Origin of the sequence: Variovorax sp. LjRoot290, assembly GCF_964253985.1 — a bacterium.
Taxonomy (GTDB): Bacteria; Pseudomonadota; Gammaproteobacteria; order Burkholderiales; family Burkholderiaceae_C; genus Variovorax.
On the sequence record NZ_CAXURW020000001.1, the window covers coordinates 207,325 to 222,456 of the forward strand.

Consider the following 15,132-nt stretch of genomic DNA (forward strand, 5'->3'; position numbering starts at 1 on the left):
CATGGCTGCCGCAGCACTCGACGGCATCAAGGTTCTCGACCTCTCCCGCGTGCTCGCGGGTCCGTGGTGCACCCAGATCCTCGCCGACCTGGGGGCCGACGTCGTCAAGATCGAACGCCCCGGCGTCGGCGACGACACGCGTACCTGGGGCCCGCCCTTCCTGAAGGACGCGCACGGCCGCGACACCGACCAGGCCACCTACTTCACCGCCTGCAATCGCAACAAGCGCTCGGTCACCATCGACATGGCCTCGCTCGAGGGCCAGGCGCTCTTGAAGAAGATGGCCGCGCAGAGCGACATCGTGGTGGAGAACTTCAAGACCGGCGGCCTCAAGCAGTACGGTCTCGATCACGAAAGCCTGCGCGCGGCCAATCCGCGGCTCATCTACTGCAGCGTGACCGGCTTCGGCCACGACGGCCCGCATGCCTCGCGCGCCGGCTACGACCTGATGATCCAGGCCACCAGCGGCATGATGAGCATTACCGGCCGGCCCGACGAGGTGCCCGGCGGCGGCCCGCTGCGCGTGGGCGTGGCGCTCACCGACCTGTTCACCGGCGTCTACGCGTCGAGCGCCATCCTGGCCGCGCTCGAGGTGCGGCATCGCACGGGCGAAGGCCAGCACATCGACATGGCGCTGCTCGACGTCGGCATGGCCATCCTCGCCAACCAGGCCAGCGCATTCCTCAACACCGGCGTCGCGCCGCAGCGGCAAGGCAACAGCCACCCGAGCCTGGCGCCCTACCAGGACTTCCATACGAAGGACGGCGCAATGCTGCTGGCCATTGGCAACAACGGCCAGTTCGCGCGCTTCTGCGAGGCGGCCGGCCATGCCGACTGGGCCAGCGACCCACGCTTTGCGACCAACACGCTGCGCGTGCGCCATCGCGAGGTGCTGATCCCGCAGATGGAGGCCGTCACGCGCACGCGCACCACCGCCGAGTGGATCGCGCTGCTCGAGGACAAGGCGGTGCCCTGCGGCCCGATCAACGACATCGCGCAGGCCTTCGAGGACGAGCAGGTCAAGGCGCGCGGCCTCGCGGTGTCGATGCCGCGCCAGGCCGGCGACGGCATCGACCATATCGTCGGCGTGGCGAGTCCGCTGCGCCTGCAAGGCACGCCGCCGGTGCAGCGCCATGCGCCGCCGGCACTCGGGCAGCACACCGACGAGGTGCTGGCCGAACTGGGCATCGACGAAAAGCAGCGCGCCGCGCTGCGCGACGCGGGCGTGGTCTAGCGGCGCGGAAACAGCGTGAACGGCCCAACGCAGGACGCGATCGTCGGCTTGGCCGTTGCGTTGGGCGCGGGCCTTCTGATCGGCATCGAACGCGAGCGCCGCAAGGGCCGCGGTGCGGACCGGGCGGCCGCGGGCCTGCGTACCTTCGCGCTGGCGTCGGTGGCAGGCGCGCTCGCGCAACTGCTGCCGGTGTCGGGTCTGGTCGTCGTGGGCGCGGCGGTGATCGGGCTGCTCGGCGCGCTCTCGTACTGGAAGAGCCGCTCGCGCGATCCGGGGCTGACGACCGAGGTGGCGCTCTTCGCCACCTATCTGGTCGGCGTGCAATCGGTGCTCTCGCCGGCGCTGGGCGCCGCCTGCGGGGCCGGCATCGCGCTGCTGCTGGTTGCACGCACGCGGCTGCACCGTTTCGCGACGCAATGGCTGAGCCAGCAGGAAGTCCATGACGCGATCCTGCTGGCCGCGCTCGCGCTGATCGCGCTGCCGCTGATTCCGTCGCAGCCGATCGCCGCGCTCGGCGGCATCGAGCCGCGGCCGCTCGCGGCACTGGTGCTGCTGATCATGGGAATCCAGGCCTTCGGGCAGCTGGCGCTGCGCTGGCTCGGCGTGCGCGCCGGCCTGTTGGTGTCCGGCCTGCTGTCGGGATTCGTCTCGAGCACCGCGACCGTGGCCTCGTTCGGCGGCCGGGCCCGCGCGCAGCCCGCGCAGACGCCGGTGCTGGCATCGGGCGCCGCGCTGTCGGCGGTGGCGACCTGGGTGCAGGCCCTGCTGATGAGCGTCGCCTTGTCGCCCGTCGCCGCCGCCGCGTTGCTGCCCGCCGCGCTCGCCGGTGCGCTCGGCGCGGCGGCCGTCGGCCTGCTGCCGGTCTGGTCGCAGCGATCGGTGGGTGAAGCCGAGCAGCCGGAGAGAAAGGGCAGCGCGCTGCGTCCGCGCGAAGCGCTCGCCGTCGCCGCGATGCTGGCTGTGGTCGCAGTGCTGGTGGGCAGCGCACAGCGCCGCTTCGGCGATGCTGGGCTCGGCATCAGCGTCGCGCTCGCCGCCTTGGCGGACGCGCATGCGCCCGTGGCGTCCTTGGCCTCGCTGCATGCGGCCGGCGCCTTGCAGGCCAAGCGTTTCGTGCTCGGCGTCTGCCTGGCGGTCAGTGCCAACACGCTGACGCGCTGCACGGTGGCCGCCATCTCCGGCGGCCTCGGCTATGCGCTGCGCGTCTCGGCTGCGCTCATCGCCAGCCTCGCGCTGGCCTGGGCCGCAGCCTGGTGGACAGTGGTTCGCTGAGGTTTCGGGGTACGCGTCCGCGTCTGTTTGCGGAGATTGCGGAGCCTATTCTCCGCATATTTCGCGGTAAATCATGCGGCGTTTGCGGAGAATAGGGCGCACAATCTCCGCATGAAAAGCGGAGATAGTGAAGCAGGCGTCTATATCTGGCAGCACCCCAGCTGGCCGCGCCTGCACTACGACCTGTCCCGCCTCGCCGGGCCGCTCGCTGCAGTCCACGGCGCCCAAGGCCATCTGCTCGGGCGGATGACGGCCACGGGCATGCCGCAGCGGGATGCGGCCACCTTGCGGGTGCTGACCGACGACGTGCTCAAGACGAGCGAGATCGAAGGCGAGCAGCTCAACCCGGAGACCGTGCGTTCGTCCATCGCACGCCGCCTGGGCCTGGACATCGGCGCGCTGGCGCCGGCCGACCGGCACGTCGACGGCGTGGTGGAGATGGTGCTCGACGCCACCGGCGCCGCTGGACAACCCCTGACGCGCGAGCGCCTGTTCGGTTGGCATGCCGCGCTTTTCCCGACGGGGTACAGCGGTCTCTCGCCGATCCGCACCGGCGAGTGGCGCGACGATGCGGCAGGGCCGATGCAGGTGGTGTCGGGCCCCGTCGGACGGCGCAAGGTGCACTTCGAGGCACCGCCCGCGCAGCGGCTCGAGGCGGAGATGGCCCGCTTCCTTGAATGGTTCGAGCTGTCGCGCGGCGGCGATCTGCTCGTCCACGCGGGCCTGGCCCATCTGTGGTTCGTCACGCTCCATCCCTTCGACGACGGCAACGGACGCATCGCGCGCGCCGTGGGCGACATGGCGCTGGCCCGCGCAGAAGGGTCGAGCCAGCGCTTCTACAGCCTCTCGGCACAGATCCAGCGCGAGCGCAAGGACTACTACGAGATGCTGGAGCGGACGCAAAAGGGCACGATGGACGTCACGCCATGGCTGGCCTGGTTCCTGGGCTGCCTGTTGCGCGCGATCGAGGGCGCGGAGGCATCGCTGTCGGCCGTGCTGGGCAAGTCACGCTTCTGGCAGCGCTGGGCCGAGACGCCGTTGAACGAGCGGCAGATCAAGCTCGTCAACCGGCTGCTCGATGGTTTCGAGGGCAAGCTGACGAGCAGCAAATGGGCCTCGATGGCGAAGTGTTCGCCCGATACCGCGCTGCGCGACATCAACGAATTGGTTGCACTCGGCGTTCTGATGAAATCCGACGCCGGCGGACGGAGCACCAGTTACGAACTAGGCTCCTAGCGCGGCCCTCAGAGCGCACGCCCGACGATCGCCAGCGCGAACACCGCCACGCCGAGCGCCAGGTTGGTCGCCACCAGCTTGCGGATGGTGCCGAGATTCGCCGCCGCCGCCGGCCAATCGCGCACCGCGACCGCGCGCTGCAAGCGCGGGTAGGGCGCGAAGCGGACGTGCAGAAACAAGGCCATCATCACCAACCCGACGGCAAGCATGGCATGCACGCTCCAGTGCACGCGCGCGAAGCCGCCCGCAAGCATCAGCATCCAGAGCCCGCTCGCAAGCAGCACGCCGATGGCGATAGCCACGCCGACGAAAAAGCGCGACAGCGTGTCCGCCATGAAGGGCAACCTGAGCGGCGGCTCCAGCGTGGCAACGGCGGCAGGGCGAACGGCGAAGTGCATCGCGGCCATGCCGCCGACCCAGAAGGCGGCAGCGAGCAGATGCAGGAACAGCAAGATGGCGGGAAGAACGGGCATGGCGAAGGGTAGACCAGAACTCACCCGAGTGCCGCGCGCAGCCTGGCCACCAGCCGGCGCGCCTCGGCGGCCGAGGCGATGTTCGTGAAGCCCATCAGCAGCCCTTGCGCGCCGCCGGCGCCGATGCTGCGCAACGACAGCGCCTGGCAGTTCAAGCCGGCCTGTTGCGCACGGCCTGCCAGCATGTCGTCGTTGCCGAGACCGTCGAGGCGCGCGATCAGGTGCATGCCGCCGCGGCGAAGGTCGATGCGTACGTGCTCGCCGAAGACCCGCAGCAGCTCGGCCGCCAGCATCGCCCGGCGGCGCGCGTAGAGCAGCCTCATCTTCTTGATGTGGCGCGAGAAATGGCCTTCCTTCAGGAAGTCGGAGACGATGGCCTGCATGAGCTGCGGACATCCGTTGGACCCGATTCGTGCGGTTTCCGCGCAGCGCTCCACCAATGGCTCGGGCACGACCACGTAGCCCAGGGCCAGCCCCGGATAGAGGACCTTGGAGAAGCTGCCGGCGTAGAGCACACGCTCGTGCGTGTCCAGGCTCTTGAGGGCTGGCAGGGGATGGCCGGCATAGCGGTACTCGCCGTCGTAGTCGTCCTCGACGATCCAGGCCTTCGCCTTCGACGCCCAGTCGAGCAGCTGGAGGCGGCGCGCCATGCTCATCGAAAAGCCGAGCGGGGCTTGGTGCGAGGGCGTGACGATGGCCATCCTCGCCTTCGCCGCCCGGCGTGTGCCTTGCGCGACCACGATGCCTTCCTCGTCCACCGGCACCGGCACGCTGCGATGGCCAGCGCTGCGGAGCACTTCGCGCGTCGGCGGAAAGCCCGGGTCCTCGATCCAGACCGTGTCGCCGCGCTGGAGCAGCGCATGCGAGACCAGCGCCAGCGAGGCTCGGTAGCCGGCCGTGACGAAGACCTGCGCCGGCCGGCACGCGACGCCGCGCGAGACCAGCAGGTAGGCGGCGATGGCTTCGCGCAACGGCCCGTAGCCCGAGGGGTCGCCATAGAACATGTCGGCTGCGCTCATCGAGCGCATCCTGCGCGCCGCCAGCCGCGACCAGAGCTTGCGTGGAAAGGCATCGAGCGCAGGAATGCCCAGCTGGAAGGGCAGCGGCACCTCGGCCGCGCCCGGCGGCGCACCGGCCGGTGCCTTGGCCGAGGCGCGGCCGGCGCGCACCGGCCTGCGCTGTGCCAGATGCGGCGAAACCACGGTGCCCGCCTGCCCGCGCGCAACGAAGTAGCCCTCGCCCGCCAGCTGGCCGTAGGCGGCCTCGACCGTTGCGCGCGCCACGCCGAGCTCGCCGGCGAGGCTGCGCGCCGAGGCCAATCGATCGCCCGGCCGGAGCATGCCTTGTTCGATGGCGGCGCGAAACCGCTCGTAGATCTGCCGGGACAGCGGCGCCTGCCGCGTCCTGTCGAGCTCCAGCATGCCGGTAGGGAAAGGGCGCTTCATCATGGCCTGGTCATTCTGTCGATTCTTGGCTCTTTTGCCTGGGGCATCGTAGACCTAAGCTGGACGCCGTGAACTTGAAAGAGAACATGCAATGAGCGAGAAGACGGTATTTCTGGCCGGCGCCACGGGCGCCATCGGCAGGGCCCTCGTGCCGTTGCTGACCGGCGCGGGCTACACGGTGCATGGCAGCACCCGGCGGGTGGAAAGGGCGAAGGCGCTCGAGGCGCGGGGCGTGCAGCCGGTGGTGATCGATGTCTTCGATGCGCCGGCACTGGCCGCGGCCCTGAAGCGCATCGCGCCGGCGGCCGTGATCCACCAGCTCACCGACCTGCCGGGCAGCCTGGACCCGAAGGCGATGGCCGAGGCGGTGGTCCGCAATGCGCGCATTCGCACCGAGGGCACGCGCAACCTGGTGGCGGCGGCGCTCGCGGCCGGCTGCGGCCGCATGATCGCGCAGAGCATCGCCTGGGCCTATGCGCCGGGTCCCAAGCCCTGCCGCGAGGAGCAGCCGCTCGACCTCGATGCGCAAGGCAGCCTCGGTATCAGCGTGCGCGGCGTGGCCGCGCTGGAGCAATCGGTGCTGGGCTCGGCCGCGTTGAAGGGCACCGTGCTGAGATACGGGCAGCTCTATGGACCGGGCACTTGGAGGACGGCGCCCGAAGGCACGAGCCCGGTTCACGTCGAGGCCGCGGCCTGGGCCGCCCTGAAGGCGCTTCAGCGCTCGCCGGGCGGCAGCATCTTCAACATCGCCGAGGATGGCCCGGAAGTCAGCAGCGAAATGGCCAAGCGCGAACTGGGATGGCATGCCGGGCTTCGCCTGCCGGAAGGAGCGATGCAATGAACGCGTTCTCCCTTCAAGGGCGTCGCGGCGCCGGGCTCGCCGCGCTGCTCCTGGCCGCCGGCTGGATGCTGCTGGCACCCGCGGCGCCGCGCTCCGCGGTGCAATGGTTCGGGGATCTCTGCACCTCGCTCGGCCGGCCGATGTTCGCGTCGGCCGCAACGACGTCGGGTGCCGGCGCGCGGCCCGCGACCATCGTCAAGCCGCTGTCCTGCGAGCCCTTGCCGAACGTGCCGGGCAAGAACGTGACGACCGTCAGCGTCGAGTTTCCGCCGCTCGCCTACTCGCCGGCGCACCGGCATCCGGGCTCGGTGACCGCCGTCGTGATCGAGGGGACTGTGCGCTCGCAGCTTGGAGGCACTCCCGCGCAGGACTACCGGGCCGGCCAGACTTTCTTCGAGCCGCCGGGCACGCTGCACGTGTTCGCGGAGAACCCCGACCCCGTGCGCAGCGCGAAGCTGCTCGCCTTCTTCGTCACGGACGAGAACTGCGGGCCGCTCCTGATTCCCGAGTGAGCGCAGCGCCTCAGATCGCCGCGCAGCCGCACCGGTAGCGCCAGGCACCCCGGTCGCCGATGATGATCGGAGCCGTTGCGGCGCTGCCGCAGCAGCCCGTGCCATGCGACGACGCGGTGTTGCCGGTGCGGCGGTGCTGGTAGCCGCCGTAGACATTGACCGGCAGCCAGTCGGGCATCGGCTTGACGGTGGCCGGTGCCTGCACCGCGAAGGGTCCGCTCGCGTGCACCACCTCGCCGCCGACCATGGTGAGCACGGCCGTGATGTCCTTGATGGCGTCCTCCTTGATCGCGAAGAAGTCGTCGGACAGCACCGCGAAATCCGCCAGCTTGCCGGGCGCGATCGAGCCCTTGCGGGCGTCCTCGCCGGTCAGTGCCGCACCCTCTAGCGTCCACATCCGAAGCGCGACCTCGCGGCTCACCAGGTTACGCTCGGCGTTGAGCCGCGTGTCGCCCAGTGTCTTGCCGGTCACCAGCCAATGCAGCGAGACCCAGGGGTTGTAGCTGGTCACGCGGCTCGAGTCGGTGCCGCAGGCCACCGGCAGGCCCATGGCGCGCATGCGGCCGATCGGCGGCGCATCGGCCGCGGCCTCGCGGCCCCACGTCTGCGCGTACACCTCGCCGTCGAGCGACATGCGGTTCTGGATCGCGATGCGGCCGCCCATCGCAGCCACGCGCTCCATCGAGCGCGGCGACAGGCCTTCGCAATGGTCGAGCGCCCAGCGCAGGTTCTTGAGCGGCACCTCGCGGTTCACCTTCTCGAGCACGTCGAGGATGCGCGCGGCCGTGCCGTCGTAGCTCGCATGCATGCGGATCGGCCAGCCCTTGCCGGCGAGGTAGGTCGCCACCTCGGTCAGCTTCGATTCCATGATGGCGGGCGCCTGCGCGACGCTCTTGCCGAAGTTGGCCGGATCGGTCGCGGCCCACAGGATGTATTCGCCGGCGCCCACCATGCGCAGATGGTCGTCGCCCTGGCCGGGCGAGACTTTCTGCGACCACAGCTTGTAGTCGTCGATCTCCTGGCCCGGGCGCTGCGCGAACAGGTTGTAGGAGATGCGCAGCGTCATCCGGCGTTCGCTCGCGAGCCGCTGGATGCCGCCGTAGTGCTCCGGGTAGTTCTGCCCGCCGCCGCCCGCATCGACCACGCTGGTGAGGCCCAGCCGGTTCATCTCGCGCATGTAGAGCTCGGTCGACAGCGCCTGGTCCGCATCCGACAGCTTGGGCACGCGCGCGAACAGCGCGACCAGCCCGCCCAGGCTGGTGGTGTTGACCACCAGGCCGGTCGGGTTGCCGGTGGCGTCTTTTTCGAGGGTGCTGCCGAAGGGATTCGGCGTGTCGCGGTTCCAGCCGAGCACGCGCAAGGCCGCGCGATTCAGGAACGCGCGGTCGTAGAGGTTCATGACGAAGCAGGGCACCTCGCCGGTGGCGGCGTTGATCTCGTCCAGGGTCGGCAGCCGCTTCTCGCGGAACTGGTAGGGCGAGAAGCCGCCCACCACCTGCACCCAGTGCGGCGGCTGGGTGCGCAGCGCCTGCTCGCGCAGCATGCGCAGCGCATCGGCGAGCGTTGGCACGCCGTCCCAGCGCAGCTCCTGCGTGTAGGTGAGCCCGCCGCGGATGAAGTGCGCATGCGAGTCGATGAGGCCCGGCGTGATGCAGCGGCCCTCTGCATCGATGACGCGCGTGCGCGGGCCGACCCAGCGCGAGATCTCGCGGTCGCTGCCGACGGCTGCGAACTGATCTCCCGTGATGGCGAAGGCCTGGGCACGCGGTGTCTTCGCGTCCATGGTCGCGACGCGGGCGTTCAGCACCACGGTGTCGGCCGGCGCCGTGGGCGAGGCGGTGGCGCAGCCCGGGAGCCAGAGGCTGGACAGGCCTCCAGCCGCGGCGCCAAGCGAGGTGCGAAGGAACTGCCGGCGCTCCGGTGCCGCAACGGCGGCGTCTTCGGCGTGCGCGCATTCCGCGTCGCACCAGTGCTGCCAGGCGCGTGACGACGCGCCACCGAACAAGCTCATGGCCTTCAATCGACCTTGATGCCGGCCGCCTTCACGACCTGCTGCGCCTTCGCGGTTTCGTCGACGATGAACTTGTCGAACTGGGCCGAGGGCATGGTGAAGGGCTCGGCGCCGAGCTTGTCCAGGCGCTCCTTGAGATCCGGCGCCGCCATGATCTTCGCCACCTCGGCCTGCAGCCGGTCGACCACCGGCTTCGGCGTCTTGGCCGGCGCGAACAGGCCGACCCAGAACAGGTACTCCGAGCCGGGCACGCCGGCCTCGACCGTGGTGGGCAGCTGCGGCATCACGCCCGAGCGCTTGCCGGTGCCGACCGCCAGCGCCTTGAGCTTGCCGTCCTTGACCAGCGGCAGCGCCGACACCATCGGCGCGAAGAACCAGTCGATGCGCCCGCCCATCACCTCGGTCATCGCCTCGGGCGTGCCGCGGAAGGGCACGTGCTGCGCCTGCACGCCGGCGGCCAGGCGGAACACCTCGGCGTTCATGTGGGTGGCCGAACCGTTGCCGGCCGAGCCGTAGTTGAAGCCGCCGGGCTTGGCCTTGACCTGCGCGACCAGGTCCTTCACGTCGGCAAAGCGGTTGGGCGCCACCACCAGCATGTTGGGCAGGCTCGCCATCGGCGTCACGCCCGCGAAGTCCTTCAGCGTGTCGTAGGAGAGGTTGGGATAGATGGAAGGATTGACCAGGTGCCCCGCCGAGTGGACCAGCAGCGTGTAGCCGTCGGCCGGCGCCTTCGCCACCTGCGCGGCGCCCAGCGTGCCGCCGGCGCCCGGCTTGTTGTCGATGATCACGCTGGTGCCCAGCGCCGGGCCGAGCCGTTCCGCCACCAGCCGCGCCACGATGTCGGTGCCGCTGCCGGCGGTGAAGGGCACGATCAGCTTGACGGTCTGGCCGCGCGGCCAGTCGCCTTGCGCATGCGCGCCGGTGAAGGCGCAGGCGGCGAGCGCCGCTGCGATCAGTTGGCGGCGGCCGGGTAGGAATGTCGTCATGGCTTTGTCTCCGTTGGAATCGTTGGGGGAAAGAGAAGAAGGGCTCAGCCGGCGGGCGGCGCGTTCGCCATCACCAGCGCGACCAGCACGGGCCGGTTGCTGCGGTTCACGAGCTGCCGCTTCTCGCCCGGCGCGAAGCGGCAGGAGTCGTAGGGGCCCAGCACCTGCTCGTCGCGCCGGCCCTCGAACTCGGCCACCACGTGCAGCTGGCCTTCGAGCACGAGGTAGAGCTTCTCGATCGGCGAGCCGTCGAGGCCGGTGTGGCCGCCGGGCAGGATCTGGCTCATGCCCATCCACATCTGCAGCGAAGGCCCGGCCTCCTTGCCCTGCAGGCGCAGGCAGCGCATGTCGATGTGGTTGGGCGCCTCATAAGTCGGCGCCTGTTCGAAACGGGTGACGTGCATGGCGTTGTTTCCTCAGGGGCGCAGCACGACGCGGTCGGTGCTGCCCGAGAGCACCAGGCGGTAGGCCTCGGCCGCGTCTTCGAGCGCGTAGGCGCGCGCCACGGGGAAGGGCTTCAGCGTGCCGCGCTCGAAGCCCTCGCGCATCGCATCGAGCTGCCCGGTGGCGGCCACGCAATCCAGCGCCAGCGAGTCGATGCCCACGTAGGTGTGCATGCCGCGGTAGAAGGCGAAGATGTCGAAGGGCACGGCACGGTCGTGCGTGGCGATGAAGATCTGCGTCGCGCCCTTGGCCATGGCCTTGTTCGCGGCCTCGAAGTAGGCGCTGCCGACGGTGTTGTAGACGATGTCCGCGCCGCGGCCGTTCGTGAGTTCGCGCACCTGGGCGGCGATGTCGCCGGCGCCGGCATCGATCACGTCGACCGGGCCGCTCGCGAAACCTTCGAAGGGGCCGGCGCGCCGCTGGACCGCGATCGCGCGTGCGCCGCCTTGCGCAGCGAGTTGCACGGCTGCTTGCCCGACCTTGCCGTTCGCGCCCAGCACCAGCACCGTCTGGCCCGCCTGCGGCATGCCGCTGCGGCGAAAGCCTTCATAGGCGGTGACGAAGGGCACGCCGACGGCGCCGGCCTCGTCCATCGAGATGCTGCGCGGCCGATCGCGCAAGGCCTCCACCGGCAGCAGCAGGAAGCGCGCGTGCGAGCCGTCGCGCGTGATGCCGATATCGCCGCCCGAGCCGTAGACCTCGCGGCCCACCCATTCGGTCGGGCCCGCGACCACCACGCCCGCGAAGTCGCGTCCCGGCGTGCGCGGCCACACGGCTTGCGGCATCAGGCCCAGGCTGGCCTTCACATCGCTCGGGTTCACGGCGGCCGCGCCGACGCGCACCACCGCGAAGCCGGGCTTGGCGACGGGCTCGGGCTGGTCCGCGAAGTCGAGCTTCAATGCGTCGAGGTTTGCGGCCTTTTCGCGGACGCGCACGGCGCGTGCGACCGTCGTGTTGAGCACGGCGTTCATTGCTCAGCGCCCTCCCGCCAAGCCGAGCATCGTGCGCGCCTCGCGCGCACTCGCCACTTCGCCGCCGAGGCTCCGGATGATGTCGCGCGCCTTGGTCACCAGCTCCGCGTTGCTCTTCGCGAGCACGCCCTTCTCGAGATAGATGTTGTCTTCCATGCCGACGCGCACATGGCCGCCCAGCAGCCAGGCCTGCGCCACGATCGGGAACTCCATGCGGCCGATGCCGAAGGCGCTCCAGAAGGCGCCGGGCGGCAGCATGCTGCGCGCGTACATCACGGCCTCGGGCGTCGGCATGAAGCCGTACTTCACGCCCAGCACCAGGGTCCACATCGCAGGCCCTTCGAGCGTGCCGTCGGCGACCAGGTCCAGCGCCATGTGGATGTCGCCGGAGTCGAAGATCTCGAGCTCGGGCTTGACGCCCGCTTCGCGGATCACGCGCGCCATGCGGCGCACGTTCTTCGGCGTGTTGATGACCACGTCCGGGCCCGAGTTCATGGTGTTGAGGTCGAGCGAGCAGACGTCGGGCTTGATCAGCGCGATGTGCTCGACGCGCTTTTCCGGCGGCAAGAGGCTGGTGCCGGGCGCGTAGATCTTGGGGTCGTCCTCGCTCGGCACGAAGCGGCCACCCGGCCCGGTCGTGAGGTTGATGACGACTTCGCGGTTCTGCCGGCGGATGCGGTTCACCACATCGCGGTAGAGCTCGACCTGCATCGAGGGCTTGCCGCTTTCGGGATCGCGCACGTGGATGTGCACCTGGCCGGCGCCGGCGTCGGCCGCGGCCAGGCATTCGTCGGCGATCTGTGCCGGCGTGATCGGCAGGTGCGGCGTCTGTTCGGGCTTCACCAGGTTGCCGGTGACCGCGCAGGTGATCAGAGTTTTGCTGTTCACAGGTGTCTCCCCCCATCGACCACGATGCGCGTCCCGGTCACGAAGCGCAGCGTGGTGGCCAGCGCTTCCACGGTCGCGGCCACGTCCTCGGGCTTGCCGATGCGGCCGAGCGGCGTGGTGCTGGCCATCTTGGCCTTGAACTCTTCGCCGCGGCCCGGCACGAAGGCCGATTCGACCGCGCCCGGCGACACCGAGACCACGCGCACCGCGGGCGCCAGCGCCTTGGCCAGCGCGTCGCCGACCACGTCGAGGCCGGCCTTGGCCGCGACGTAGGCCAGGTTGCTGCCGACGCCGGTGAAGCCGGCGATCGACGAGATGTTGACGATCAAGCCGTCGCCGCTCGCCTTGAGCAGCGGCGCGAAGGCGCGGATGGTGGCGAAGACGCCGCGGAAGTTGGCGGCAAGCAACTCGTCGATGAGTTCATCGCTCAGCGCGTCGAGGTCGCCGGCTGCGATGGGCTGCGTGTGGCCGGCGCTGTTGACCAGGATGTCGCAGCGGCCGTAGCCCTCTTGCACGTCGGCCGCGGCCTTCTGCAGGCTGGGCGTGTCGACGATGTCGGCGCGCAGCGCGGCATGGCGCTGGCCTTGTGCAGTTGGGAGTGCGGTCGCGCGTTCGGCCGCGTCGTCGCCCTTGCGATGCAGCAGCACGCAGCTGGCGCCGAGCGCCGCGAGGCGCTGGGCCGTTGCCCAGCCGATGGCGCCGAGGCCGCCGGTGATGACGGCCACCTTGCCGTCGAGTCGAGGTGTGGGATCGAAGCTCATGCGAGTGAAGTCCGTGGAAGTTCAGGGAATGGGAGGACGGGGAAACTTCATCTCCCCGGGTTCGAGCACGAAGTCGTACTGGAGCGTGGCCTGCTCGCCGCCGCGCTGGGGCTCGAAGCAGCCGATCAGCCTGCGCGTGACGCCGAACACCGGGTCGCTCTCGAGGTTCTCGTCGTCGTCGGCGAAGACCTGGCTGATCAGCACCTTGTGGCCGGGCTTGCTGACCATGAAGTGCAGGTGCGCCGGGCGGTTGGGATGGCGCTGCTGCGCGCGCAGCAAGACGCCGCAGGGCCCGTCGGTCGGCACCGGGTAGCCGGCCGGGCGCACCGTGCGGAAGTGGTAGCGGCCCTCGGCATCGGTCTCGAAGCGGCCGCGCAGGTTCATGTCGTCCTGCTCCGGGTCCTGGTTCTCATACAGGCCGACCGGAGAGGCCTGCCAGGCATCGACGACGGCGCCGGCGAGCGGCCGGCCTTGCGTGTCACGCACCACGCCGCGCACCTCGAGCGGAACGCCCGGTGTGCTCGAGCGCGCGATCGACTCGCCGGCCTGGCACAACGGCGCATTGGCGCGCCAGAAGGGGCCCAGCAGCGCGGCCGGTGATTCGCCCTGCGGGTCCTGGTTGTTGAGCAGCGCCACCAGCGTCGAGACGCCCAGCAGGTCGGCGGCCAGCACCACCTCGTTCTTCTTCTCGCCGGTGGCCTGGCCGATGCCGACGATGAATTCGAGCGCCTGCTCGAACTCCTCTTCGCTCAGGTGCACTTCCTGGACGAAGGCGTGCAGGTGGCGGGTGAGCGCGGCCATCACGGTGCGCAGGCGTTCGTCGGGCGTGCGGGCCATCGCGGCGGTCGCGATCTGGAGCACGGAATCGGGGGTGGTCACGATGTTCATGGGGCTGCCTCTTTCTTTGCAAACGTTTGCAGATTATGGCGAGGAATAATTTCCGCGCAAGAAAGGGGTTTGCGAGAGCCCCCAATGAAATCAAGGCGATACTCTGTGTTCTCGCCAAGATCAATCGTTTGCAGTAAATGAGCCCCTCACTGTCTTCCCCGGTCACGATCCGCGACGTCGCGCAGGCCGCCGGCGTGCATGTCTCGACCGTGTCGCGCGCGCTCAATCCGGACAAGCGCGCGCTGATCAGCGAGGAGGTGCTGCGCGTGGTGGAAGAGGCAGCGCAGCGCCTGGGCTACCGGCCCAACCGCGCAGCCTCGGCGCTGCGCACCGGCCGCACCCACACCATCGGCGTGCTGGTGCCGGACATCACCAACCCGGTCTTCCCGCCCATCCTGCAGGGCATCGAGGCCAGCGCCGCGGCGCGCGGCTACTTCGTGTTCGTGACCAACGTGATGGACCATGCACTCGCGCGGCCGGTGGTCGAGCGCATGCTGGCGCAGCAGGTCGACGGGCTGGTGATGGCCATCGCCACGCGCGACGATCCGCTGGTCGACTACCTCAAGAAGGCCGGCATGCACACCGTGCTCGTGAACCGCGCCGACGAAAGCGGGCGCCTGCCGGCGGTGGTCAGCGACGACCGGCTGGCGATGAAGCTGGCGGTCGACCACCTGGTGTCCCTGGGGCACCGCCGCATCGCGCACCTGGCCGGGCCGCAGAACGTGCCGACCGGCGTCGCGCGCCGGCAGGGCGTGGAGCAGGCACTGCGCGATCGCGGGCTCGAGCTGGCTTGCGTGGCGGAATGCGAAAGCTACAGCCGCGAGGCCGGCCGCAAGGCCATGCAACAGCTGCTGGCGCAGAACGACCGGCCCGAAGCCGTGGTCTGCTGCAACGACCTGGTGGCGCTGGGCGCCTACGACCTGCTGCGCGTGCAAGGCCTGCGCGTGCCGCAGGACATCTCGATCACCGGCCACAACGACATGCCGCTGGTCGACATGGTCGATCCGCCGCTCACCACCATCCGCCTGCCGCATCGCGAGCTCGGCTGGCGCGCGGCCGAGATGCTGTTCGACGAGATCGAGGGCAAGGCGCTGTCGGCCTCCACCGTCGTGCTGCGGCCCGAGCTGGTGGTGCGCGCGTCGACGCGCCAACTGGTGCCGCGCTGAGGCC

15 protein-coding genes are annotated in these 15,132 nt (G+C 70.1%); 6 read left to right on the top strand and 9 right to left on the bottom strand.

Features of this window, described 5'->3' with window-relative positions; genetic code table 11:
• Position 1: 1 nt before the first annotated feature.
• From ACSQ9A_RS01120 to ACSQ9A_RS01130, 3 genes are all read left to right on the top strand, one after another.
• The gene (locus ACSQ9A_RS01120) at positions 2-1,234 is read left to right on the top strand and encodes a CaiB/BaiF CoA transferase family protein (RefSeq protein WP_093104451.1); all 1,233 of its coding nucleotides are present in this window, start codon (positions 2-4) and stop codon (positions 1,232-1,234) included.
• Positions 1,235-1,249: 15 nt separating this feature from the next.
• Positions 1,250-2,506 carry an MgtC/SapB family protein gene (locus ACSQ9A_RS01125; RefSeq protein WP_436302388.1) on the top strand — a complete coding sequence of 419 codons (1,257 nt, stop codon included), beginning with the start codon at positions 1,250-1,252 and terminating at the stop codon, positions 2,504-2,506.
• Between the two features lie 111 nt (positions 2,507-2,617).
• Complete coding sequence (locus tag ACSQ9A_RS01130; RefSeq protein WP_436302389.1) at positions 2,618-3,742, top strand: Fic family protein; 1,125 nt, start codon at positions 2,618-2,620, stop codon at positions 3,740-3,742.
• An 8-nt stretch (positions 3,743-3,750) separates the two neighbouring features.
• Here the strand turns inward: ACSQ9A_RS01130 and ACSQ9A_RS01135 are convergent, their stop codons facing one another.
• Positions 3,751-4,215 (bottom strand): CopD family protein, encoded by a 465-nt coding sequence (locus tag ACSQ9A_RS01135; protein WP_436302390.1) that lies wholly within the window; start codon positions 4,213-4,215, stop codon positions 3,751-3,753.
• 20 nt (positions 4,216-4,235) lie between these two features.
• A complete protein-coding gene (locus ACSQ9A_RS01140) occupies positions 4,236-5,663 on the bottom strand; it encodes a PLP-dependent aminotransferase family protein (protein ID WP_436302391.1) in 1,428 nt (475 codons plus the stop codon).
• 88 nt (positions 5,664-5,751) lie between these two features.
• Between ACSQ9A_RS01140 and ACSQ9A_RS01145 the strand changes: the two genes are divergently transcribed.
• A complete protein-coding gene (locus tag ACSQ9A_RS01145; RefSeq protein ID WP_436302392.1) occupies positions 5,752-6,501 on the top strand; it encodes an NAD-dependent epimerase/dehydratase family protein in 750 nt (249 codons plus the stop codon).
• On the top strand, positions 6,498-7,013 hold the full coding sequence (locus tag ACSQ9A_RS01150) for a cupin domain-containing protein (RefSeq protein ID WP_436302393.1): 516 nt from the start codon (positions 6,498-6,500) through the stop codon (positions 7,011-7,013). The genes ACSQ9A_RS01145 and ACSQ9A_RS01150 overlap by 4 nt, the downstream gene beginning before the upstream one ends.
• A gap of 10 nt (positions 7,014-7,023) precedes the next feature.
• Here the strand turns inward: ACSQ9A_RS01150 and ACSQ9A_RS01155 are convergent, their stop codons facing one another.
• The 7 genes from ACSQ9A_RS01155 to ACSQ9A_RS01185 are packed head-to-tail and all read right to left on the bottom strand — an operon-like array spanning position 7,024 to position 13,962.
• Positions 7,024-9,024, bottom strand: coding sequence for an amidohydrolase (locus ACSQ9A_RS01155; protein WP_436302394.1), 2,001 nt, complete (start codon positions 9,022-9,024; stop codon positions 7,024-7,026).
• Between the two features lie 5 nt (positions 9,025-9,029).
• On the bottom strand, positions 9,030-10,010 hold the full coding sequence (locus ACSQ9A_RS01160; protein ID WP_436292302.1) for a tripartite tricarboxylate transporter substrate binding protein: 981 nt from the start codon (positions 10,008-10,010) through the stop codon (positions 9,030-9,032).
• A 44-nt stretch (positions 10,011-10,054) separates the two neighbouring features.
• The gene (locus ACSQ9A_RS01165; RefSeq protein WP_093104443.1) at positions 10,055-10,414 is read right to left on the bottom strand and encodes a cupin domain-containing protein; all 360 of its coding nucleotides are present in this window, start codon (positions 10,412-10,414) and stop codon (positions 10,055-10,057) included.
• Between the two features lie 12 nt (positions 10,415-10,426).
• Complete coding sequence (locus ACSQ9A_RS01170; protein ID WP_093104441.1) at positions 10,427-11,425, bottom strand: quinone oxidoreductase family protein; 999 nt, start codon at positions 11,423-11,425, stop codon at positions 10,427-10,429.
• Between the two features lie 3 nt (positions 11,426-11,428).
• Positions 11,429-12,313 (bottom strand): 3-keto-5-aminohexanoate cleavage protein, encoded by an 885-nt coding sequence (locus tag ACSQ9A_RS01175; protein ID WP_436302395.1) that lies wholly within the window; start codon positions 12,311-12,313, stop codon positions 11,429-11,431.
• Positions 12,310-13,074 carry an SDR family NAD(P)-dependent oxidoreductase gene (locus ACSQ9A_RS01180; RefSeq protein WP_093104439.1) on the bottom strand — a complete coding sequence of 255 codons (765 nt, stop codon included), beginning with the start codon at positions 13,072-13,074 and terminating at the stop codon, positions 12,310-12,312. The genes ACSQ9A_RS01175 and ACSQ9A_RS01180 overlap by 4 nt, the downstream gene beginning before the upstream one ends.
• Positions 13,075-13,095: 21 nt before the next feature.
• Complete coding sequence (locus ACSQ9A_RS01185; protein ID WP_436302396.1) at positions 13,096-13,962, bottom strand: dioxygenase; 867 nt, start codon at positions 13,960-13,962, stop codon at positions 13,096-13,098.
• A 137-nt stretch (positions 13,963-14,099) separates the two neighbouring features.
• Here ACSQ9A_RS01185 and ACSQ9A_RS01190 point away from each other — a divergent pair, with 137 nt between their 5' ends.
• Positions 14,100-15,128, top strand: a complete 1,029-nt coding sequence (locus ACSQ9A_RS01190; RefSeq protein ID WP_436302397.1) for a LacI family DNA-binding transcriptional regulator — start codon at positions 14,100-14,102, stop codon at positions 15,126-15,128.
• Positions 15,129-15,132 lie beyond the last annotated feature (4 nt).

Coding starts and splice junctions, on each gene's coding strand:
- ACSQ9A_RS01155 (WP_436302394.1), bottom strand. CDS start 9,024: ATGAGCTTGTTCGGTGGCGCGTCGTCACGCGCCTGGCAGCACTGGTGC.
- ACSQ9A_RS01165 (WP_093104443.1), bottom strand. CDS start 10,414: ATGCACGTCACCCGTTTCGAACAGGCGCCGACTTATGAGGCGCCCAAC.
- ACSQ9A_RS01130 (WP_436302389.1), top strand. CDS start 2,618: ATGAAAAGCGGAGATAGTGAAGCAGGCGTCTATATCTGGCAGCACCCC.
- ACSQ9A_RS01145 (WP_436302392.1), top strand. CDS start 5,752: ATGAGCGAGAAGACGGTATTTCTGGCCGGCGCCACGGGCGCCATCGGC.
- ACSQ9A_RS01190 (WP_436302397.1), top strand. CDS start 14,100: ATGAGCCCCTCACTGTCTTCCCCGGTCACGATCCGCGACGTCGCGCAG.
- ACSQ9A_RS01185 (WP_436302396.1), bottom strand. CDS start 13,962: ATGAACATCGTGACCACCCCCGATTCCGTGCTCCAGATCGCGACCGCC.
- ACSQ9A_RS01170 (WP_093104441.1), bottom strand. CDS start 11,425: ATGAACGCCGTGCTCAACACGACGGTCGCACGCGCCGTGCGCGTCCGC.
- ACSQ9A_RS01135 (WP_436302390.1), bottom strand. CDS start 4,215: ATGCCCGTTCTTCCCGCCATCTTGCTGTTCCTGCATCTGCTCGCTGCC.
- ACSQ9A_RS01120 (WP_093104451.1), top strand. CDS start 2: ATGGCTGCCGCAGCACTCGACGGCATCAAGGTTCTCGACCTCTCCCGC.
- ACSQ9A_RS01150 (WP_436302393.1), top strand. CDS start 6,498: ATGAACGCGTTCTCCCTTCAAGGGCGTCGCGGCGCCGGGCTCGCCGCG.
- ACSQ9A_RS01180 (WP_093104439.1), bottom strand. CDS start 13,074: ATGAGCTTCGATCCCACACCTCGACTCGACGGCAAGGTGGCCGTCATC.
- ACSQ9A_RS01140 (WP_436302391.1), bottom strand. CDS start 5,663: ATGATGAAGCGCCCTTTCCCTACCGGCATGCTGGAGCTCGACAGGACG.
- ACSQ9A_RS01160 (WP_436292302.1), bottom strand. CDS start 10,010: ATGACGACATTCCTACCCGGCCGCCGCCAACTGATCGCAGCGGCGCTC.